Annotated in this window: 19 protein-coding genes and 1 pseudogene; 10 read left to right on the top strand and 10 right to left on the bottom strand. The window is 58.5% G+C overall.

What is annotated here, in order from left to right; all coding sequences use genetic code 11:
- The first annotated feature begins 356 nt into the window (after positions 1-356).
- Both BRA471DRAFT_RS06800 and BRA471DRAFT_RS06795 read left to right on the top strand, forming a co-directional pair.
- Positions 357-989: an NYN domain-containing protein gene (locus BRA471DRAFT_RS06800; protein WP_007605695.1), complete on the top strand. Its 633-nt coding sequence runs from the start codon at positions 357-359 to the stop codon at positions 987-989.
- Between the two features lie 2,348 nt (positions 990-3,337).
- Positions 3,338-4,684: an IS5 family transposase gene (locus tag BRA471DRAFT_RS06795; protein WP_007605691.1), complete on the top strand. Its 1,347-nt coding sequence runs from the start codon at positions 3,338-3,340 to the stop codon at positions 4,682-4,684.
- Between the two features lie 190 nt (positions 4,685-4,874).
- On the opposite strand, the gene BRA471DRAFT_RS06790 is transcribed toward BRA471DRAFT_RS06795, so the two are convergent.
- On the bottom strand, positions 4,875-5,228 hold the full coding sequence (locus tag BRA471DRAFT_RS06790) for a hypothetical protein (RefSeq protein ID WP_007605689.1): 354 nt from the start codon (positions 5,226-5,228) through the stop codon (positions 4,875-4,877).
- A 626-nt stretch (positions 5,229-5,854) separates the two neighbouring features.
- Between BRA471DRAFT_RS06790 and BRA471DRAFT_RS06785 the strand changes: the two genes are divergently transcribed.
- From BRA471DRAFT_RS06785 to BRA471DRAFT_RS40160, 3 genes are all read left to right on the top strand, one after another.
- Complete coding sequence (locus BRA471DRAFT_RS06785) at positions 5,855-6,316, top strand: hypothetical protein (RefSeq protein ID WP_007605687.1); 462 nt, start codon at positions 5,855-5,857, stop codon at positions 6,314-6,316.
- 78 nt (positions 6,317-6,394) lie between these two features.
- Positions 6,395-7,090 carry a hypothetical protein gene (locus BRA471DRAFT_RS06780; RefSeq protein ID WP_035973596.1) on the top strand — a complete coding sequence of 232 codons (696 nt, stop codon included), beginning with the start codon at positions 6,395-6,397 and terminating at the stop codon, positions 7,088-7,090.
- Positions 7,087-7,332, top strand: a complete 246-nt coding sequence (locus BRA471DRAFT_RS40160) for a hypothetical protein (protein ID WP_083843140.1) — start codon at positions 7,087-7,089, stop codon at positions 7,330-7,332. Before BRA471DRAFT_RS06780 ends, BRA471DRAFT_RS40160 begins: the two co-directional genes overlap by 4 nt.
- A 573-nt stretch (positions 7,333-7,905) precedes the next feature.
- On the opposite strand, the gene BRA471DRAFT_RS37960 is transcribed toward BRA471DRAFT_RS40160, so the two are convergent.
- The 6 genes and pseudogenes from BRA471DRAFT_RS37960 to BRA471DRAFT_RS37955 all read right to left on the bottom strand — a co-directional run bounded on the left by BRA471DRAFT_RS37960 (position 7,906) and on the right by BRA471DRAFT_RS37955 (position 11,784).
- Positions 7,906-8,505, bottom strand: a complete 600-nt coding sequence (locus BRA471DRAFT_RS37960) for a LysR family transcriptional regulator (protein WP_231171042.1) — start codon at positions 8,503-8,505, stop codon at positions 7,906-7,908.
- Positions 8,506-8,876: 371 nt separating this feature from the next.
- On the bottom strand, positions 8,877-9,248 hold the full coding sequence (locus BRA471DRAFT_RS40155; RefSeq protein ID WP_371258323.1) for an alpha/beta hydrolase: 372 nt from the start codon (positions 9,246-9,248) through the stop codon (positions 8,877-8,879).
- A gap of 58 nt (positions 9,249-9,306) precedes the next feature.
- Positions 9,307-9,696 (bottom strand): annotated as a pseudogene (locus BRA471DRAFT_RS40150) (alpha/beta hydrolase); the annotation flags it as partial.
- Positions 9,697-9,809: 113 nt separating this feature from the next.
- A complete protein-coding gene (locus tag BRA471DRAFT_RS39375; protein WP_007605681.1) occupies positions 9,810-10,226 on the bottom strand; it encodes a hypothetical protein in 417 nt (138 codons plus the stop codon).
- Between the two features lie 11 nt (positions 10,227-10,237).
- Complete coding sequence (locus BRA471DRAFT_RS39370; RefSeq protein WP_007605678.1) at positions 10,238-11,389, bottom strand: serine protease; 1,152 nt, start codon at positions 11,387-11,389, stop codon at positions 10,238-10,240.
- 20 nt (positions 11,390-11,409) lie between these two features.
- Positions 11,410-11,784 carry a M12 family metallopeptidase gene (locus tag BRA471DRAFT_RS37955; protein WP_050992552.1) on the bottom strand — a complete coding sequence of 125 codons (375 nt, stop codon included), beginning with the start codon at positions 11,782-11,784 and terminating at the stop codon, positions 11,410-11,412.
- Between the two features lie 115 nt (positions 11,785-11,899).
- On the opposite strand from BRA471DRAFT_RS37955, the gene BRA471DRAFT_RS37950 reads away from it, so the two are divergent.
- Both BRA471DRAFT_RS37950 and BRA471DRAFT_RS06745 read left to right on the top strand, forming a co-directional pair.
- Complete coding sequence (locus BRA471DRAFT_RS37950) at positions 11,900-12,520, top strand: helix-turn-helix domain-containing protein (RefSeq protein ID WP_157233985.1); 621 nt, start codon at positions 11,900-11,902, stop codon at positions 12,518-12,520.
- Entirely contained in the window at positions 12,510-12,908 is a 399-nt protein-coding gene (locus BRA471DRAFT_RS06745) for a hypothetical protein (protein ID WP_007605673.1), read from the top strand. Before BRA471DRAFT_RS37950 ends, BRA471DRAFT_RS06745 begins: the two co-directional genes overlap by 11 nt.
- 324 nt (positions 12,909-13,232) lie before the next feature.
- On the opposite strand, the gene BRA471DRAFT_RS06740 is transcribed toward BRA471DRAFT_RS06745, so the two are convergent.
- On the bottom strand, positions 13,233-14,189 hold the full coding sequence (locus BRA471DRAFT_RS06740) for a response regulator (protein ID WP_157233984.1): 957 nt from the start codon (positions 14,187-14,189) through the stop codon (positions 13,233-13,235).
- 1,156 nt (positions 14,190-15,345) lie between these two features.
- Here BRA471DRAFT_RS06740 and BRA471DRAFT_RS36245 point away from each other — a divergent pair.
- On the top strand, positions 15,346-16,236 hold the full coding sequence (locus tag BRA471DRAFT_RS36245; protein WP_007605668.1) for a radical SAM/SPASM domain-containing protein: 891 nt from the start codon (positions 15,346-15,348) through the stop codon (positions 16,234-16,236).
- Between the two features lie 91 nt (positions 16,237-16,327).
- Positions 16,328-16,642 carry a quaternary ammonium compound efflux SMR transporter SugE gene (gene sugE / locus BRA471DRAFT_RS06730; RefSeq protein WP_007600067.1) on the top strand — a complete coding sequence of 105 codons (315 nt, stop codon included), beginning with the start codon at positions 16,328-16,330 and terminating at the stop codon, positions 16,640-16,642.
- Positions 16,643-17,311: 669 nt separating this feature from the next.
- On the opposite strand, the gene BRA471DRAFT_RS06725 is transcribed toward sugE, so the two are convergent.
- Positions 17,312-17,833 carry a thermonuclease family protein gene (locus tag BRA471DRAFT_RS06725; RefSeq protein WP_007605661.1) on the bottom strand — a complete coding sequence of 174 codons (522 nt, stop codon included), beginning with the start codon at positions 17,831-17,833 and terminating at the stop codon, positions 17,312-17,314.
- 303 nt (positions 17,834-18,136) lie between these two features.
- A complete protein-coding gene (locus BRA471DRAFT_RS06720; protein WP_007605660.1) occupies positions 18,137-19,024 on the bottom strand; it encodes an energy-coupling factor ABC transporter permease in 888 nt (295 codons plus the stop codon).
- 344 nt (positions 19,025-19,368) lie between these two features.
- On the opposite strand from BRA471DRAFT_RS06720, the gene BRA471DRAFT_RS36240 reads away from it, so the two are divergent.
- Positions 19,369-19,818, top strand: a complete 450-nt coding sequence (locus BRA471DRAFT_RS36240) for an RMD1 family protein (RefSeq protein WP_341850307.1) — start codon at positions 19,369-19,371, stop codon at positions 19,816-19,818.
- Positions 19,819-20,301 lie beyond the last annotated feature (483 nt).

The following is a 20,301-nucleotide window of genomic DNA, read 5'->3' as shown; positions in this document are numbered from 1 at the left end:
CGTCTCTTCGCGGGTGCACACGCGCCAAGTCCACCTTCGGCCTCGCCGTTCAAAGGCGATATCAAAGACTTCGAATTGGTCAGGCATTGCGGTGCACAACAATTCCGGGCAGGTCTAGAATAGTCGAAAGCGCTGACCCAATCCACAAGTGACTAACATGCCCCTCAACGCCCCCAGCCGGAATTTGCTCGTCTTTGAGGGGTACGAGTTGGAGTGGTCGAGGAAAACTGTTTGAAGGTTAAAGGACCCCGGTATAGCATCGGCAAACCCGGCTTTGATGAAAGCTTTGGAAGTGCCGCCTCATTGGCGGGTTCATATTCCCGCAGCATGGTACTTCGTCCTTCCGAGATCACAACATGTCGTCTCCAAGCAAGATTGCGCTCTTCATTGATGGAGCCAATCTCTATGCGACAGCGAAGACGCTCGGCTTCGATATCGATTACAAACGCCTGCTGACCGAATTTCAGAGCCGCGGTACGCTTCTGCGCGCGTTCTACTACACCGCCACTATCGAGGACAAGGAGTTCTCCTCGATCCGTCCGCTGATCGATTGGCTTGATTATAACGGGTACACGGTCGTCACCAAGCCGACCAAGGAGTTCATTGACGCTGGCGGTCGACGCAAGGTCAAGGGCAACATGGACATTGAGCTCGCTGTCAATGCCATGGAGCTCGCCGCGCATATCGACGAGATGGTGCTATTCTCCGGTGACGGCGACTTCCGGTCCCTAGTTGAGGCGGTGCAGCGCCACGGCGTTCGGGTCACCGTCATTTCCACGATCGCGAGCCAGCCGCCGATGATCGCCGACGAGCTGCGCCGCCAAGCCGACGTGTTCACCGATGTTATCGAGCTCCAAGCTAAGATCGGCCGGAATCTGTCCGAACGCCCAATTTCCCGCGAGCGCGAGTCGCGCTATCGCCCGCAGCAGGTCCCAGAGCGTCAGACCATCGCGGGACCGAAGGGAAACGATAGCGTTCTCGAGGAGTAATCCCGAGCGAGGCCGCTAGTAAATCCCAGGCATCGCTAAGACTTGGTCGCCTCGGCACTTGGTCGTTCGTTCAAGCTGGTCCCGCGGAATGAGCCTGACGAATGAGCCCGGCATTTGCGCCGGGCTGATCGCCAGTAAGGTTCAGGTGCTCAGCAACCGGCCAACTAGAAAAGACCCTCCGCGGTCGGTCGGTTCGGCTTCCGACATTGCATGCCTACTCAGGCCGCTTCGCATGCATGTTGCTGCCGCAGCATATTCCATGGCGCTGCGGTCGATTGCGCCGAGCTACGCAATGCGCGCGCGATTATCCCGCACCAACTCGGATTCGAAACCAACGTGAAGCATAAAGCGAAAATAGTTCCGCTTTGACCCACCGGCGGAACTTAACTCGCTGCCGCTGAACGAGAAATTTAGTTATGCGCAATAATCATGATGACTCTACCGCAATAATAAAAAATAAGGTTGGGGAAAACAGAAGCAGGGAGTTTTGCGATGGAAGCTATGCGCCGCTTTCGCGCGATGGCGTTGCTATGCCGACAGGCCGCTGTGCGTGATCCCGAGAGAAGCTGGAAGCTGCTCGCAGAGGCAGAGTACTGGGAGCATCTGGCGGCTACAGCTCTAGCCCACTAAGCGCACGAAGTAGCGATTGCGCAATTGTTCTGTTCTATCGAAGCTGCTTAATTCAAATCATATTTCGGGGCAGGTAATGACCAATATTCGCGAGGGCTATAGCTGTGCTGTTGTGCACGCACGCCTCCAAACGCTCATCGCCGAGCTTAGAGAGGTGGAGAAGCTTCGAAATAGGCTTCGAATCGTAGAGGCGAGAACAATCGGCAGAAGACGGCGGGCCGGAGCGGGCAGCAGAGCAACAGCCGTTTGGAGACGATGTTAGATGCACCCGAGCATTGATCCGCATCAGCTCATGCGCGGCCCGGGCTGGGGCCTTTCTCTGCCTGGTACAGCCCCGAGTCTACCTTCCCCTCAACAGCGCAACAGCACAACTTTCCGAAGCACGCGGCTCGAGCTTAAGACGGAGACGATACCCAACGCCATTAGCAGCACGCCTATCCAGGACGGCGCCCAGCCGCTTCCCTCAACGTCCACCTTTGCGGCCGCGCGCCGGCCGGCATAGCGGGAGGCACCCAACCAGCGACCGCTCGGTAGCCGCTGGCGCGCCGGCGAGGACCTTCTCCAACTCGACTTGCCACAGGACGGAATGATCAGGCGTGACCTGGCCGGGCGAAAGATCGGTGACGGGTGCCGCCGGCATCAGGGCCGTCGTGCCTGTACCGAAAACGAAAGCGCGCGCTCTGCAGTTAATCCTAAACGCATACATGGCGCTCCTGTTGCGACGACGCAGCCCGCACATTTCGCGCATTGGGAAACAGCGGGGGCAGCGGATCGCGCTCGTCCCTGTAACGAAAGTGTAAGTGAACCAAAGGCACACAACGGCGAGCGATACAAGATGGCGGGCCTACGGCGTAAAGAATGAGAAATAGCCGGGCACGGGGAGGCCAATCTCTTCCCAAAATCCTGGCCACCTATTCGCCTCGCCGGTGCAGCGGCAACCGAAGTTTGTGCACTCCATCCAGTCATAGATAGCCACGAGACGAGCTTGCCATTTGTACGCTGTCTTGGGCTGCAGCGTCACGGCTGTTGCCCCTACAAGTCGAGAGCAATCGTTTGGAAGACATCCTGCTACCGGAGACGGTATATTGGGTTGATACGTAAACTGTTCGTGCCCTTCTCTGATTTCGAATTCGACGATCCCCCTCGGCGGGCAAATATTGGGCGAAGGATCTGGATCGCCACCTGCTCGCAGAACTACTCGATTGGTCTTTGCGGTGCCCGCCCAAGGAATCCGTGTCCCATCATGGCTCATTTGCTCCACAGACACATTTTTCGGCTCGTGCCTTAAGAGGGTAATCCCGAAAAAATATCTTTGCCGTTCAAGCAATTTGGGCGCGTCCGCCGACCGGCGAGGTTGCTCGGCGAGAACCGGCCAGCAGCCAAGTGCGATTAGCGAGAGTAAGGTTGCTATGGAAAACGGCTTAGCGACAGTATGCCCTCGAAGCATTTTTTGATCTTCTCGACAAATTGGATCGACAACAACTGAAGCTAGGAAAATCCACGGCCCAAAAGCCACGCCTATCCTATAACGATGATCGTGCGACTACCAAGTCGTCCGTGAACAAGGCTCTAAGCGATTGAGCAGGAGTCAGTTTTCCGGTTGCGGCGGCATTTGAGATTGCAGGGATTGGGGGCTTGAGGCCCCCAAATCTTGCAATTGTCGTTTGTGGATTCCCTTTCGCTGCGGACCATGATTCTGTGGTGCATCGGAGGGGCCGATGCGACCGAAGAAGCACAGGACGACGGGATCGAACGATCTGTTCCGGGCGCGGCTGGACCAGATCATCAACATGAAGCACGAGCTGGTTCAGCTCGCCGGCAAGATCGATTGGGACTGGATCGACGGCGAGGTCGCGCCGCTCTACAGCGAGAATGGCCGGCCCGGGATCGAGACCCGGTTCATGATCGGGCTGCTGTTGCTCAAGCACACTTACGGGCTGTCCGATGAGGGTGTTTGCGAGCGCTGGGTTCACGACCCGTATTTCCAGTTCTTCACCGGGCAAGAGTTCTTTCAGCATGCCTTCCCGCACGAGCGCTCGGACCTGAGCCATTGGCGCAAGCGGCTCGGCGACAAGTTGGAGCTGCTGCTGGCGGAGAGCCTGCGGGTGGCGCACGAGGCCGGCGCGTTACGCGGCCAGGACCTCAAGCGCGTCACCGTCGACACCACGGTGCAGCCGAAGGCCATCACCTTTCCGACCGATGCCAAGCTGCTCCATGCGGCTATCAAGGGGCTCAACCGCCTGGCGAGAAGGCACGCCGTCAGGCTGCGGCAATCCTATTCTCGTGTGGCCAAGGCCGCCGCGATGATGGCGGGCCGCTACGCCCATGCCAAACAGTTCAGCCGGCATCAGCGGCAGTTGCGCATTCTGCGCAGCCGGCTCGGCCGCATCATCCGCGACATCCGCCGCAAGATCGAGGGCCAGCCGGCATTGGAGGAGGCATTCGCCCTCCCGCTTGGCCGGGCCGTGCAAATCCGCTCGCAGCAGCAGCGCCAGCGCGGCTGGAAGCTTTATTCCTTCCATGCCCCGGAGGTGGAATGCATCGGCAAAGGCAAGGCCGCCGCGCCTTACGAGTTCGGCGTGAAGGCCTCCATCGTCACCAACAACCGCCGGGCGCCCGGTGGCCTGTTCGTACTGCACGCCAGGTCGCTGCCCGATAATCCCTACGACGGTCATACCCTGCGGGACGTCATCGACCGCACCGAGGCGCTCACTGGCTGTCCGATCGAGCGGGCCTATGTCGACAAGGGATATCGCGGCCACGACACGCAAAATCCCCGTCGCGTCTTCATTTCGGGCCAGAAGCGCGGCGTGTTCGGCGCCATCAAGCGCGAGCTCCGGCGCCGCTCCGCCATCGAGCCCATCATCGGACATCTGAAGGCCGAAGGTCACCTTGGCCGCTGCTATCTCAAAGGCCGCGCCGGCGACGCCGCCAACGTCGTGCTCTCAGCAGTCGGCCACAACTTCCGCCGTATCCTCGCCTGGCTCAGAGAACTCTTGTGCCTCTTCCTGATCCAGCTATCGCATACGCTTGCCTGTCCGCTCCCGCTCAATTCGGCTTCTTAACGGACGACTACCAATGGGTGTTTTTATTGCAGAGTAGCATCTGTTGCAGCGCTTTGAGGTTTCATCAATGTCAGCCGCTGGGGGCCGTGGAGTCAACGCGCTCTGTGAGCGCTGACAGCAAACGACCACTATGAGTACGGCCATCATTACTGTGACGCTGCCAGGGCAGCGGACAACGGCGGTCGCGTTGTCATATTGTGCGAAAATTAGAAATCATTCCAGCGAGATCGCCGTCGTGCGCCCAATCGAGAGATTGACCATGCGATCTGAAGAATTCCAGCACGTGAGTGTATTCAAGCGTGTCCTCGTCTTCGTTCTTGAAACCGGGCCCCTCCACATGCCGACGGAAATAGTTCAAAGCGCGCGCTGCCCCGTCCTCGTCCATTTGCCAGCCTTCGCAAATATAGCGGGTCCGCAGCACGTCGACGATTTGCTCAACCCGGGCCAAAATGCCCTGGTGGTCGACGACAGGCTCATGGGGAGCCAAGTTCATGGCGACGGCTGGCGCGCCCGCCGCTGCCGCAGACGAGACGAACATCTTCATAAGGAGCCTCCGACTCAAAGTTGGTGATCCAGTCCCGATCAACGAAGCCGCGGACCCGGCACCCGGTTCGGTGCGCTCGCGGGCGGGCAGGGATGCGTCTGGATAGCTGGTCGGAATCAGCGGAGGGGATGACAATCTGGCGGCGCCTGGGGCGCTGTACGGTCGTTTGCTGATCATGATGGTGCTCTGTGGCTCAGGGCTTTCGACGCCCCTTCTACGCAGCGGGACAGCCGCTGCAGCCGGGGGGGCGAAACTCGCCAAAGCGACGAGCCGAGCGCTTTTAAGGGTTGCGCCTCTGGGCAGCACGCCCGACCCCGGCCATAAAGGCAGGGTTCGGAGCCGCACCGCCAAGTGCATCCGTCGCAAACGTCCCGACGGGATGTCTGCATTCAGCCGTCACCCCCGACGCCGATCGGGAGCATCCTGACCAAAGATGTGCGGCTATAGCTCTGGTCCGGGTTTCGACGCCCCCCGGACACCCTACCCCGCTAACCAAATCACCCCTTTTGAGGGGCGCTTCGGCGCGTCTGTGCACCCGTACTTTTTCCCAGGGTACGAACGGGCTGTGCTGCTTGCGCCGAATCGTTTCGGAGCTAGGGTCTGTCTTTCGCTCGATTGGACATTCCGTGCCCTATTTCCACTGCTCCTCGACGATGCTCGAACCCGGCGCTGTCATACTCCCCGGCAACTGGGGGCGCATTGTTCGCCTAACCGGCTGGCCTTACAACCAGGCGTTCCGGGAGGCGGTTTTTGAGTACGTCAGGGACCAAGAGTTCGCACAAAAGCCATCGCGCCTCGACTCGCTCTTTTTCTTTGACGACGAATATGAGGCACGCTTTTACGCCACTTCGGATGCCCGACAGGCCACGATGCTGCCCTATGAGATTGAGCTGCTCGACGCCCAAGCCCCGAAGCACTTTGCTGACTGGCGAAATCTCCAACCACAAACGCCTTTGGTCGACCGCAACCGGGTCCGTGACCATTGGTCGGGGCAAATGCTTCCTCTGCACCGGATTGACGACAACGCGACTGCAGCGTTCCGTGAAGTCATCGCTGTTACCCCGGCGCGGATTATTCGGCGTATTTAGCGCGTAGTCTTGCGCTCGCGCTTTGGTTGCGATCTGATGCCTGCTTTCTAGATATGGCATTTTGCGCCGGAGGATTTCATGTCAGTAGCGGCCGACGCGACAGAAGCAATCATGCGGGTGATTCGTCGAGAGCTCGCAGACGTTCAAAACCACATCGAGAGTAAGGAGACTGACGAAGCGCAAAGCGCGCTCGATGACGCCATTCGCAAGTTGAAGCGGATAGCGAATGAGTCGGATGAGGGTATGGATCGAAATCAACGTCGCCTAGCGAAGAAGCAAGCGCCAAAAGCCGTCGCGCGCGGGATCGACCCATCCGCGCTCAACGAGTTTATTATCGCGGAGTTGGCGCGACAGATTCATGGCCATCTCGGTCGCGCCAAGCAGAGCTTCAGCGTCGATGAAACGCTGGAGTATTTGTTCTCGAAGACCGATTTGACGGTGAAGGGTATGGCCGACATTCCTATCGCTTGCGGTCGCGGATGCTCCCACTGCTGCAACATTTGGGTGAGCGCCACAGCACCTGAAGTCCTTTTTCTTGCAAAGCGTCTATCGTCGCAGGCCGGCGCTCGCGTACGGGAGGCGCATGAAATCACCAAGTCGTTCTCGCACGAGCAACGCCCCTACAATCCTCACCGTGTCCTCTCCTCGAAGCTGATGAGTTCTCCGTCTACCAGGACCGACCCCTGTTTTGCAGGCTGGCTTCGTCTGCCGACGCAGAGATTTGTCGGCGCTCGTACACCAACGTCACCGACGAGAACATTCCCACCGCGATGATGTACATCGTCGGGCGCGATGCTTACTCAACTGCACTTTCTGTCGCATTAAAGGGAGCAGGCCTTTCGCACATCTGCTACGAGCTCAACAGCGCACTCCACATCGCGTTAAATACGCCAGACGCAGAGAGAGCTTGGCTATCCGGGGAGGACATCTTTGCGGCAGCACTCACTCAAGAGGACGCCGTCCCCTTCGAAGAATCGCCCGGCCATACCATGCTTTATGAGATGGTCTTCAAATAGCGGATGACGAAGAGAAACGCGCCTTGCACATGCGGCTCTGGCAAGAAATTTAAGCATTGTCACGGGTGCCAGGGGACAGACGAGCGAAATGAAGTCCTCCGCCGCCGGCGCGAGGCAGAGATGCGGGATAGGCAGGCTCAACAAGGGCTGCCAAAGCGGGATGCAGGCCGCGAGGAACGTAGCCTCTTGTTCCGGAAGTTCGTTGGCGAAATGGACAGCCCATACCAGCTTGCAGATCGCGTCGAGATGGTCCGGCGATTCGCAGCGCGCAATGTCGGCATACGGCTTCACCGCCGCCGCGGTCTGCAGCGTCGCGCCGGGCGCGATCTCCTCCGCAACCGTCATTGCGGCACCGCCCGGCCAAAGGCGAGTTCCGCAACGGCTGCCGCAGTCGCTGGCGGCAAATGGAAGTCCGCCCTCAGGCGACGCGCCTGCAACGCTCGTAGGGCCTGCGCGGGGGTGCTATTTGTGTCGGTGCTGAAGTTGAATTTGCGATTGGGGGCTGCCTTTGCCGAGCGGCCCTTCGCATTTCAGGAGGCGGCATGCGGCGCCTCCATTCCAGCTTCAGCGAAGCTACGCGTGTCGAACGGACCGAGGGCGCCATCGCTCACCCCGATCTGGAGAATTCCGCCGTCGCGCTGGACGATCAGCGCTCGGTTTTTGCGAGCACTGCGTAAGGTATTGATGGGATTGGGGCGAATTGGCGCTGGTTTTGCAGCTAACACTTTGAATGTCCTTGAGAACATCGAGCTTCCCGAGCTGAGTACTGGCTTTTGGCTGTCCATAAGGACTGCTACGCGCCAATTGGACTAATCCAACAAGGCGGCCCTCGCCGGAGGGAGACTCGGCCTCGATGAAATCGGGATAGCGGTTGGCCGCGATGATCTGGACGTCGAGCTTGGGGTAGAGCTTGCGAAATGCCGGCAGGATCGGCGCCATGTAGATCATCGCAAACGACAGCGAACTCGTAACGCGCAGCATGCGCTTGGGCGACAACGTGCGGTCCCTGACGCCATCGTCGGCTTTGGCGTCGTTCAGGAGCGGCCTGCAACGCTGCAACAGATCCTGCCCTGCCTCGGTCAGCCATTGCCGGCGCATGTTGCGCTCGATCAGCCGCACCGCGAGCCGCTCCTCCCATCCGCTCAGGTGTCGGCTCGCGGCCGCGTTCGACATCCACCGAATGTCCGCAGCCCTTGGACAGGCTGCCGAGCTCGGCGGTCTTGGCGAAGATCTCTAGCTGGAGCAGCCGATCCAGTTTTGGCACATATCGGAAAAGAGACTTACGAATTTGCTTGCCGCTTTCCGCAAGGCAAATTATCGACACGCCGAACTCAGACGGACTCGAGCCAATGGCGCGCCAGTAACTGCCGCCCGTTATTTTGATGGACGCACCAGACTCGAACCTGGGACCCGCTGATTGAGAAACCACATCCGCCCTACAATCAATCAGTTTTCGCCTCCGTGCGTTTTAATTTTCGCGTTGAACGCGCACACATCTGCCAGGTTTGTGGCCCACAACTCTGCAAACAGCCGAAGAGCGATTCTTAATATGGATACATCCAATAAGTCGTATTCGAATCGTCGGGCATCGATCGCAGGGTCGGGGTCCGCTGCGGGGGTTTAAGATGCGTCGAAGACGAGATGATACGGCCTATGTCATCGAGAACCGCGCGGCTGGTTGAGTACGTACTGTGATTTAGAGCAAACATTTCGCTTCCCACAGCAGAAACATCGACCATTTCGATACCGGACACGAGAGTTGGCCCGCTCTTGGTTACGAATGCCATTCGCGACGTGGATTGCGCTTTCTTCATGCAGGTGAGCAAGGCGAGATCCGTCGAGGACGCGTATAGCGTCACCGCGCCCGCCGCTGCCTTGATTTGGCTCGCGCGCTGTAGATAGACGTCGCGATCCACGTCCGGGGCCGCAAAAATCAATCAATTCAGTAATCCCGAGCGCCGTCTGGCTCAGCACGGCTTGCTGCAAGGCGCCCAAAACCACCTCGCTGCCCAGACTATGCGCAATCACGATTATCCGTGAGACTTTGCCCGCCGTTTTAATGAGCTGGAGGAGATCGAACAAGCCATCCGGAGCGTACAAAGCACTCTCCCGATCGTAGTCATAGTCCTTCACTCCGCCCTTGGACGGCCAGGAGTACATCATGACACGGCCTTTGTAGTTTGCGTCGAAAGCAATTTGAGCCGCCCTGAAGGCTGCGTCCGAAAAAGCAACGTTGTAGCCGTGCACAAATAGCATCAGGCTGTCGGCCGGATTTGCGATAGCGGAAGCAAACTCCTCACGGGAAAGACGATCGAGCTTCTGAATTCGGAAATGCTTTCCATCGGCCTCCGCCTCCTTGCGCATCCCGAACCAGCTTGTCTTCGGCGTTTCGACTTCTCCCATCTTGTGAACGATGGGAATGCTAACCGTCACGCAGCCAAATGTGTTGGTGGCCGCACGACTATAGGAGATCTGGGTCATTCCAGACCGGACCCACCGGTCACCACGCGATTGGTGGCGAAGTAGACGGGTACCAACCCCTTGATTACAGATCTATTGACCACCACCGCGGCTCCGGTGCTGCGTTTGTCGGGAGGCGCCTCCTCGCTCGCCTCACCGGTTGTCCGTCGCCACGGCCGGTAGGCATGATAGTGCCGGACATGGTGGTAGTACCCGGGGCCATAGCGATAGCCGTATTTCTTGAACGCGCTCTCATGTTTCTGGGGCGCCTTCTGTATATGCCGGTTGGCCTGCTGCGAGGCCGGACCCTGGTGGGCGCAACCGGTCGCGAGCGCGCAAAACAAGACAATGAGCACTGTTCGAAGCTGCTGGAAGGCGTGGCCGAGCCGATGCAACCGGTTCGAACCTCGAATTGGCAAGACGAGCATGACCATCGATCAGCTACCTACTTTGCAGGGGTTTGGGAAACGTTGACCGTAGCGCCCAGCCATCCGCGATACCTGTCGACAGCAGGTACGCTGGTAAGCCTGTAGGTGAAGCGAACCTCCGCCCCGCCGCCGTTGATCGCGCAACCGATATTGCTCGCACCATTGGCGGTCTCAACGTGCCACGTGCACCCTGTGATGCGGTAGCCGGGCTCAGCAGGGAAAGTCTCGGCATAGTCCGCCGAATGCTCCGCAAATACGACCGGGTGATCGTCCTTGGTTTTGTCCACCGTATACGCCCGCTCGATCAGCTTCGGGTCGATGAGCTGCGACACCGGGACGTTCACGATGAGGCGGCGGTCTTCGGGCAGTAGCGTATGGATCGCTCCGGAGAGGATTTCGGGGATCTTCACGCCGGCATTGGCTTGCGTCTGCACATGCGTGGAATTCAGTTTCGTCCAGTTCTCAAACGAGATCGTTGTCTCGACCCACTTGGTCCAGCAAACAGACGGCTGCGGAATGGCCGCGATCATGCTGTACAGGGGGCTTGCAGTAATCACGGTGGCGGGAATGATGAAGTTGACGCCAAAAACATCCGCCTCGTTCCACTTGACGATGCCGCCAACTGCGATCCCCAGCAGGGCGCCGAACTCGTTGAATGCGGGGCCACCGCTGCCGACGTTCACAACCGTGTTCGTTTGCCAGCGACCGTTCGGGCTAGTCTGGTTGCTTATCAGACCGCTCGATATGCTCAGATCCAGATCGAGCGGATAACCGAGCAGATAAAGCTGGGTCCCCATCGGGGCTTGCTGGTTGTCATCGATCACGGGCATCGGACAACGAGAGGCGCCTCCGCTGTTTCCGGCGGGCTGCGACAGATCGAGAAGAGCCAAGTCTCTGGCATCGTCGCGATGAACCGCAGGGACTTTGATCGGGTTCGCATTGCGCGGCCCGAGATGGGCATTGACTTCGAAGCTCTTATAGTTCTCCTCGCGTCCGATCACATGGCTGTTGGTCAGCACGAGGCTGTCGCCGATGAGCAGCCCGGAGCTGCCGCCGACTTCCTGCTTGCCGTTGTACATCACGCCAACGAACTGGACGTGAACCGTCCTGACGTTGTAACGCGCAGCAATTTGCACTGCCGCGCGATCCGCCTGCGCGGGAGCGCTCATGGATACCAAAAGACCGAGTGTCAGGACGGATAGAATGTCCTGACAGCGGCGATATCGAGAGGGCTGAGCTGTCCGTTCCCGTTCCATGCTGGATTACAATAGTTCATTATGGAATTGGGGTCGTACTTCGTGAATTTATAATCGCCGACCGAGCCAGAAGCTTTCTCGTTGCGGCACTGCTCCGGCGCATCGTCGCGGTTCTGTTCATGCGTAAAACCAAGAGCATGTCCGAAGTCGTGGACTGCAACCGCACGGATGCAGAACTCGCGTCTATGCCGACAGCCTTTGCTCCAATGATCGAAACTGAAATTGAGAGTCATGCCCCATGGCTTGCCGTCGAGATACCTGCCGATGACGTCGGTGTGGGCGCCTTCATCAGCGACCCGCACGTGCATACCTGGCGCGCCGCCCGTACAGGACGGCCAAGTATTCGCAAACCACACGCCACCTTGCGCCGCAGTCTCCCATGTTTCCGCAACCGCTTTTCGAACAAGATCGGCATACTTTTTGTTGAGCGTTCGCCCCCCAGCAGAACAAGAGGACGAGCAACAGGACGAGTCTAAGGCGGCGCTCGCAAAGAGGTTGTCTCTGAGCGATGCAAATCTCAGCCGCATCCTCCGCCTCATGACGAATGCGCGTTTCGTGGAGCGAACAACACAGGGCAAATTCGCTCATTTCGCGCTGACGCGTGACGGCTTGCTTGCGTTAGAAAAGCGCGAAGCGAAGGAGCGTGGCGGGTCAACCCGCTCCGTTCGAGACAAATTTCCGGTAGCCGCCCACCCGCCCCACTTAACGGCAGATGCAGACACGGTTCTTCGTACCTTTATTGATTTGGGAATGCAGGGCTCGTCGCACCCCAACACAGCCTGGACGCTGACGCGAGCGCTGCAGGCGTCCGACGAGCCATGGAGGATTTCTGCTCCACTTTCATGGGCCGGCACCTGCCGCGCTCGGATATATGAAGGCGAGGACGAAAAGCTCCTATCAAGCCCTTACCGTCGCTGTCGTACAGGCGAAAAGGCCGAAGCGCACGGGTCCTACACGGTAGAGCCGATGAACAGTCCCAAAGCCGTCTCATTCCCGGTGGGGATCCTGCATTTGCAGGGACAGGAGACCGAACATGTCGAATGAAGATCCTAGTGCTTCGAAGCCGGATGAGGTGCAAAGCGATCCCGACGCCGTCATGTTGTACGGAAGCGCCCTGGTCGACCGGCTTACATACATCTCGGCGACATTCAGCTCGCCGGTCATGAGTATGGGCAGAGCTGCGCGTGACAATCGCAATGTCCTAGTCCCACTCGTTGAGGTGAAGTTCGAGGGGCCGACCGGCCAGGACGACACTGTATCCAAGACCTTTTTTGCGGAGCTAGTGCCGCTCGAAAATATAGCTTTCGTTCTCGAGGATATTTCGAACGATCTCACGACTGTTTGCCATCACCTGAGCGCGGTGGGTGCCGGCCCGGTGAAACCTGACTTCAAGCGACTGGGCGAGACGAAGAGGCTTTTAAGCCAAGGATAACCTCGAAAAGTGTCTCGCCGATCTGGAAAGGATCGGCTGACGCTCGCGAAAGCGACGGCTCAAGGCGGTCGCCTGCCAGCTAGGCACCAGGCAAAACCACCTACTTCTTCGAATGGCAACGAGAGTGGTGGCACGTCGGCGACCTAAACTTTATACAAGAGGACGCCGCTTTCCTGATCATACCTGAGGAGTCTCATGGTGCGGCTCGGATCTTCTTTGATGACGCCGGGAGGGGATATATCGGACTCAACTACAAGTGCCCGTTAATCGATCCGTATTGGGATCTTCAAAAAAATGAAACTACACTCAAGGCGCCATAACAAACTAGAAGGAGAACACTTCTTCAACGTCCAAGAGCTTGTAAATCCCCGTTCGCCCTTGGGGAACCAAGTCGATCATGTTGTTCAACTTGGCGCGAAGCCTTGGCACGAAGACGTCCAGTCGAACGTGCTTATCACCTTTCTCTCTACGCAGCACCTCGATGTTGAAGACTTCGCTATCGATAGCATGACCCTCCACCGCACAGAGATGGCGCAAGAAGATGTGTTCGGTTATCGAAAGCCGCTTGGAGATCCCCAAACGATCGGTAATCTGACGATCACCAATCGTGAACATCCAATTCCCGATCCGAAACCTCCGGCCGGAATGCGATTGCTTGGAACGCCTCTCGGTATGCGTTCTTCGCCAGACCGACATTGCCCGGGGTGCGATTGCCATGAAGCCGTAGGATTTTTCGACGTAATCATCTGCTCCATACTCGATGAGAGGTGGCGCCTCCTCGTCAATCGGCAGATTAGAACATACGATGATGCCAGCATTCGTATTGTTAATTACAGCTTTCACGAAAGCTTTGCCCGTTTCCTTGTCGGTCGGCTTTCCCCAGTATTCCGAGATATCAAGGTCAAGTAAATACAAGTCGATATCATCTTTCTCGAGATATTGGCGAGCGCTTGCTACGTCGTTGACCCACTCTATCTTGCAATCAAGCTGCCCAATTTTCGTCAGGGGATTTTTCAATGCCGTTCCAATGCGATCTGCATCAGCCTTGTCGTCATCGACGATTAGGATGCGGGGGGCGCGCATCACATCGGCCGGACCGGAAGGACCCTTGTCTGCGAGATCGGTAGGCTTTTTGGTCGAAGCCATCACTCGGTCAGCCGCCCCTGCATCAGCATCGACAACAGAAAGCACGGCATGATCGCGATCTCCGGCTTGTACCCAGCGTGAAGCAAAGCCGTGGAGAGCGTGATTACCGTCAAGAAGGCGATCAGCATCTTCCAAGATGGCTCGTCCGCAGTCATGACGACCTCCACAGTTGGGGCACATAGCCCACATACCCTACATAACGCACAATTTCTTACCTGAGATTGGTAAACGAAACACTAAGCTGCCGGCGCATCGAGGACATGACCAAGCGGCAAGCGTGCGGCTATCGAAGTCGGTTGAGGATGTCGTTGTATGCGATACCGAGCGAGAAGCGTATCAAGGTCGGGAGGACGCTCGGAGTCGAAGAGAAATTGCGCGTGCCACTCGAGTTTTGTCCGATGAACACCGCAATGGGTTGTCGGTGAACTGATCCCCCGTGAAAGACGATGAGCGAACCGCGCCCGAGCCAAACGTGAAACTGCTCATCGCGATACCGTAGATATAGGTGAAGCCGCCCGTGCCCTACTAGCGCCGCCGACTTGCTCCAGCGGTTTAGAAAAGTCGGAAGCCAGTAGGGCGGAACATTCGTACGCAAGGCCAGCGCGGCCCCACTCCTGTTCTGGACCCATCATCGAGAAGACGCATCGCAAGTCCGACCGTAGCCTCGGCGCCCGGATATTTGTTCAGCCGCCCTCCCGAGCATACGAAGAGCATGACGACGCCGCTCGTGGTGCATGAAGTGGCGGTAAAGAATTCGCACTCTTGACTGCGACGAAGTGCATTCCCAGTCGGCACTTCGCGCGGCCGATCCCGATGCACGTCGATGATGATGACATGGCCCTTGGAGCGGCGGCAACGGCCTCACATTTCATAGGAAGGCTGCCATTCAACTCATTTCGAGAGAGCTTGAATCGTACATAGCGTCATATTGTACGCTTTCGATCGCAGTTGCGCCTCCGTTGTGCCATTGCGAAGATAGTGATCGCGGATGTGTCGACTTATGGACAATACCGCCAATGGCATGAGTGATGCTTGTTGGAACAAGCGAGAGGTTAGATCGACGCCGTCGATACATGTGCACTCGGCAGCCACCGGATCCTGCTGGACTGGGGACGCTAGGGTGAGTGAGCCGTCGGCGCGGTCTTCATCTATCGCGGCCGCGGCTTGCGACCGTGAAGTGTCGCGGTGATGGGCGACGAACCGAGGATGATGCATGAGCGAACCGACATGAGGGATGCAACGCGAGGGTGCCCCCTCAAGATCTCTTTGTTCCCAATGGCGGAGCGCGGACGTGGATAATATACAATCGATGACTGCACAGGAGCTGCGCTCTGCAATTAGTGGCGGCAGGGTCTTGGAGGTAACCACGACAACGGGCTGTGTCGTCGGATGTTCTTATTGCCCGCAGGACAAGTTCGCCGAACGGCAAAGAGCTATATCCGACGTGAAGCATCTGTCTTTGCTAGATTTCAAGCGATGCCTGGCGCGCGTACCAGCAACTGTGGACATCAGCTTTTCCGGGTATTCGGAGCCTTGGCTTAATCCGGCTTGCACCGAAATGGTTGAGCATGCCTACGCGTGTGGCCATGGAATCCGGATTTTTACAACCCTGGTAGGAATGAATGGGCGGGATCTAAGACGCTTGCGTGCGTTGCAGTTCCGCGTTTTCCTGGTGCATGTTTTTGATAACGGCACGCATATGGACAGTGCTCTCGTCAGGCGCAACTATGTCGATTTGATGCGCCAACTTGTTGATGCCGGCATTCCGTCACTGCTCTTCATAGTCATGGGCGAGGTGCATCCCGAATTAGTCGACATAATACCTGACGAAGCGCTCGTTCGCGCGCGTCCCCCGCGCAGCAGGCCTGGGAGCGGCAATCTTAGGGTGGTTCAAGCACGACAGCCAATCGTTGGAGCGCTGAAATGTCCTGACGAACGGCAATATCGGAATGTTCTTCTCCCAAACGGCGACGTTACTTTCTGCTGCATGGATTTTGAGCGACGGCACGTTCTGGGCAACCTTCTCCGCGACAGACACAAGGATCTCTTCGAAGGGGCGACATTTGGCAAGATTGCCAGTCGCATGAACGGCGCGGACGGTTTTCTGCTTTGTCGAACATGTGAATTCGCCGAGCCACTGAGGTCGGAATGCTCATCCTTGAGAGCAGTTGACCCTGACTGATCGAAACGAATCGGGAGCCCAGGCGAGGACGGCCTTGCCGCTCATCATCACATCAGCCGCGGGGACGACCCCGCCATGAACGGAGGTCGCCATGGCCTGGAGCATTTTGTTGGTCGCCGGCCTCCTGGAAGTCGCCTGGGCAATTGGCCTCAAATACACCGAGGGCTTTACCAAGCTCGTTCCGTCCGTGCTCACGCTCGTGGCCATGGCTGGCAGCGTGATCCTGCTCGGCCTCGCTCTGAAGACGCTGCCCATTGGAACTGCCTATGCGGTCTGGACCGGCATCGGCGCGGTCGGCACCGCGGCGCTCGGCATCATTCTGTTCGGGGAGCCGGCCGCCGCGTTTCGCTTTGCCAGCATCGGACTGATCGTGGCCGGCATTGTCGGGCTGAAGCTCGTGTCCTGACGAAAACGTCGAAAGCATTGACCCCACCAGGTCAACGCCGCAAGGATCGGAGACTTGCCGCCGTGATTGTCCGGCATGGACAATTGAGCTGGGCGCGTTCCAGCGCACCGCCGAGGGCGCTGCGCCGACAACGGCCCCGTGATACTGTGGCCGAAGAAAGTCGCCGTGAACCAGATGCCGATGCAGGCCCTCTGGGCCGAGACCCGTTGACCGCTAGCCTCAGTGTCGCAACGCGAACGCCCATGGTGAGGACGATACGCCCGTCGGCAACCGGCGTGCCCACGGCCATGGCGTCTGGCACGATGTACCACGCGGAGCGGCACGAACAATTCGCCACCGAACTCGCGAATACGAATAGAACAGTTGGATCCCAGGTATGCCGCTGGTGCTCCGGGGCGCCGGCTAAGAAAGTTCGCTTGCCCGAGTCATACGATGTCTGCCCTACGGAGCTGCAGGGGAGAAGATGCATCACAGAACGATATGATCGGCAGAGCGTCTTCGTTTGCTCCGAACTGCTTCCGACCATCCCGCCCAAGAGTACGAGACCATCCTACTCGTTGAGCATGGTTGGGCGGAAGTGGTGAGCTTGACTCACTCCCGATCGAGCCAGCTCGCCCGTGACTGTCACCTCACGCGGAGCAACCGCGTATTCTGGTGTAGGGGTAGCCATCAAGGATGTGCGTTCGCGTCGTCAGAACAGCTGGCTGGTCGACCACCCAACCGAATGCACGCTCGATATAACCAAGGTACGGCAAAGCTGCCCGCCCATAAGCCCAGCCCGGCACGATCGGCCGCGCGTTGCGCAGCATAGTATCGTCCCCTGGAGTATTGCTTCCAATCGAGCACGAGACCGTTGCGCACCAACCATTCTCCAATATCGGTGCCACCAGCTGAACAGGTCGCTATCGTCCGTCCACACTCATCCTCCAGGACTGGCACGCAACTGACTTCGCGATCTTCAACGAAGCTTTCAAGATCGCGCGCGGCCCTGAGGCCACATTGATATGGATTGCCCTTGATATCTCGGCACATTTGGGTCTCATCCGGCGCGTCAATGCCCCAGAGTCGAACGCGCGTTCTGTTGATTTCAAGGGTGTCGGTACTGATGACCTTTGCCGGCCCCGTCAGCCCGCCGGCCAGGACGATGCTGAACAGTGCGAGCATGGTCAACACCACGATCAAGCCTGGCATGGCGATTTTCTTTGTCGGACCGCAACCATTCCCAACGAGCGCAGCAGAGCGCTGCGAAGTGGCCAAAGGCGCTCGATCGCAGTGCCCAGAAGGGTGCTAATGTTGAATAGGTAAGCTCGCTCGACAGATGAATGTCCCTGAATGAGCAGCGCAACACCTCCCTCGCGTCCAACCTCGCCCACGATGCTGTGTGACCCGCCTGCTGCGCTGACCGAATGAGGCCATTGTTCCACGTCGTTGCGGCAGTCCGCCTCGACTGCATCGCGCGCCGGCAGGACGAAATCCGTCGTGCGCGTCCGCTGATTAGCCATCAAGCAGGCGCAGACGGCCGGCCGCAAGTTGGCATGATATGAATTCCTGGTGGCCTTGTCGGGAATGAGCATAAGCTCGGCCGACTTGCTGGCACCGATAGCTAGCACGCGCCGTCCGCGGTCGCTGCTCACGGCAACTATAAGGGAAAGCGTATGCATCGCTTAGCAAAACGGGCGCTCCGACGGCCATCGTTGTTACCAACGGCAACATGCCTTCTACAGGCGGTTGGCGACAACTCCTCCCGCAGTCACGCTGCCCAACTTGTTTCGCGAGCGCCAACACAGCCAGGTCAACCTCTAGTTGGACCAGGGCCACAAGTGCGTAGGAAACCGCGAACCATGCGATGTTATAGAGATTGGCGGCGCCGAAGCCCGCGCCGTAGAGGGCCCAAAACGTGACGCAGACAACGATGCCACACTGATACGCAGTCGAGAGGGCAAGCGCCTTGCTGTACTGCAGATCGCGATGCGCGGTGTTGGACGGGATGAGCCGATTGGCGAGCGCCTGGATCGCAAACAGCGGCACTAGAAGCGTCGTGGCATTCATACCAAATCGCGGCAGGTCGGCCGGAACAAAGAGTATGTTTTGCAGCAACAGGCCGAGCGCGAGACCAAACGCAGCCGCCGCCGCGCCGAACAACAGAAACAGCATCGAGCCGGGGACGAAGCGCACCTCGGAGACCCCAACCGCAAAGTGCGGCAGGATCTCGAAGAACATGAACACAAGCGTCGCAGCGATGGCTTGCAGAGCAAATGACGGAGCGCCCCGCTCGCGCATAGTCTCGACCAGAAGCTTGGCGGCGACGCAGCACGTCGCAAGGCCTATCGCGTAGCTTAACACAAGCTTGGCGCCTGTTACTATTCCCGGTTCGATATGCATGGTCTCAGGTCCCTCTTGCCTTTGTACTCGGGCCTTGTGTGGTAGACCGCTCGAAACCGCATTTCAGTTTCCGCACCTCGGTCCACCGCTAAACGTCCTGCTTTCCCCATCTCGGACGGGGTGTGCACTCAGCCTCCGCTCGGTCTGCGAGATTTCGATAGCAACAGCTATGCCAGCCCCGTCACCGCGCTTAAGCCTCTGATTGCGCGTTGAAACGTTCCGCCCCCGCAAGGCTCGCCGTGTGAGCTAGCTGACATAGTCTGGGTGAAATCGAACACACATTGGGGGCCCCGTCTTTGCTCAACCTGTGCCGTTTCGAACAATCGTTCTACCTCCCCTCTTGAATCGGAAACCCTGCGGCCGCCGGCGCGAAGAGACCCTTTGCACGCGAACTATCCGAGCGCGGCCGACCGCGCGGGGGGCCCAAGGGCATTCTCCAGCTGATCGGCGATGCGCTCCTGGTCGAGCAGCGTGTCGCGGAGCGCAGCCATTGCCGAGAAGCCCGCGCACTCTGGGGTAAGCCGGAGCTGGAGCGGCTCTATTCGTGTCTGAAAGACGAATACGAATTGAAGGAGCGTCTTGAGATGCTCCAGCGCAAACTGCGGGCCATCTCCGGAGCGGCCAACGCGCCGACGGACATCATCGAGACACGGCGCTCGCTGCGTCTGGAGGGTTATAGTCGTGCTGATCGCGACGAAAGTTGCGATCGGATGCGGTCAGATTATTGCGGCAGCTCAGTGAAGTGCGGCTGGTCACGCACGCGAGGCGATTTCCTGGCCTTTGAGCGGGCTTAGTAGCGTATCAGGCACGGTAGTTGCGCGGAAACGCGCTGTTCGGCGCACGCAGCGGCGTGTTTTGGCCAAGCCTTCGCCGTGCTCGTGCACGCGAGGTTCGACGAAATCCCGGTGCGGCTCGCGACCGAGCAAATAGGCGACGCGACTTCCGGCGCAATTCTCCGGAGATCGATCAACGATCATGCGTGTATGGCAGACGCACGGCAGAGCGTTCACCCCGACGATCCAGCGTGACCCCGAGAAGACCCTTTGTCAGGTTGCCTCGGACTGCCACTGAGCTTGTCCGCTGTTGCCGAGTAGCTCGCGGGATACTTGCCTGGCCTTCCCCGTCGTCCGCCAGCGCGCGGCCAGTGACGATCGGAACAAGGACGGCCGATTTCACCAGAGCGCCTCGTTATGAGCGAACGCCTTTCGCCGCTTTGACACATCGCCGCGGCTCGGTCGACGTCACCTCCGGTGATTTCCCTTGCTTGGCTGTTAGCG

It is taken from the genome of Bradyrhizobium sp. WSM471 (assembly GCF_000244915.1).
Taxonomy (GTDB): domain Bacteria; phylum Pseudomonadota; class Alphaproteobacteria; order Rhizobiales; family Xanthobacteraceae; genus Bradyrhizobium.
Note: the sequence above shows the minus strand (reverse complement) of the source record. Positions and strands in the feature narration are given on the sequence as shown.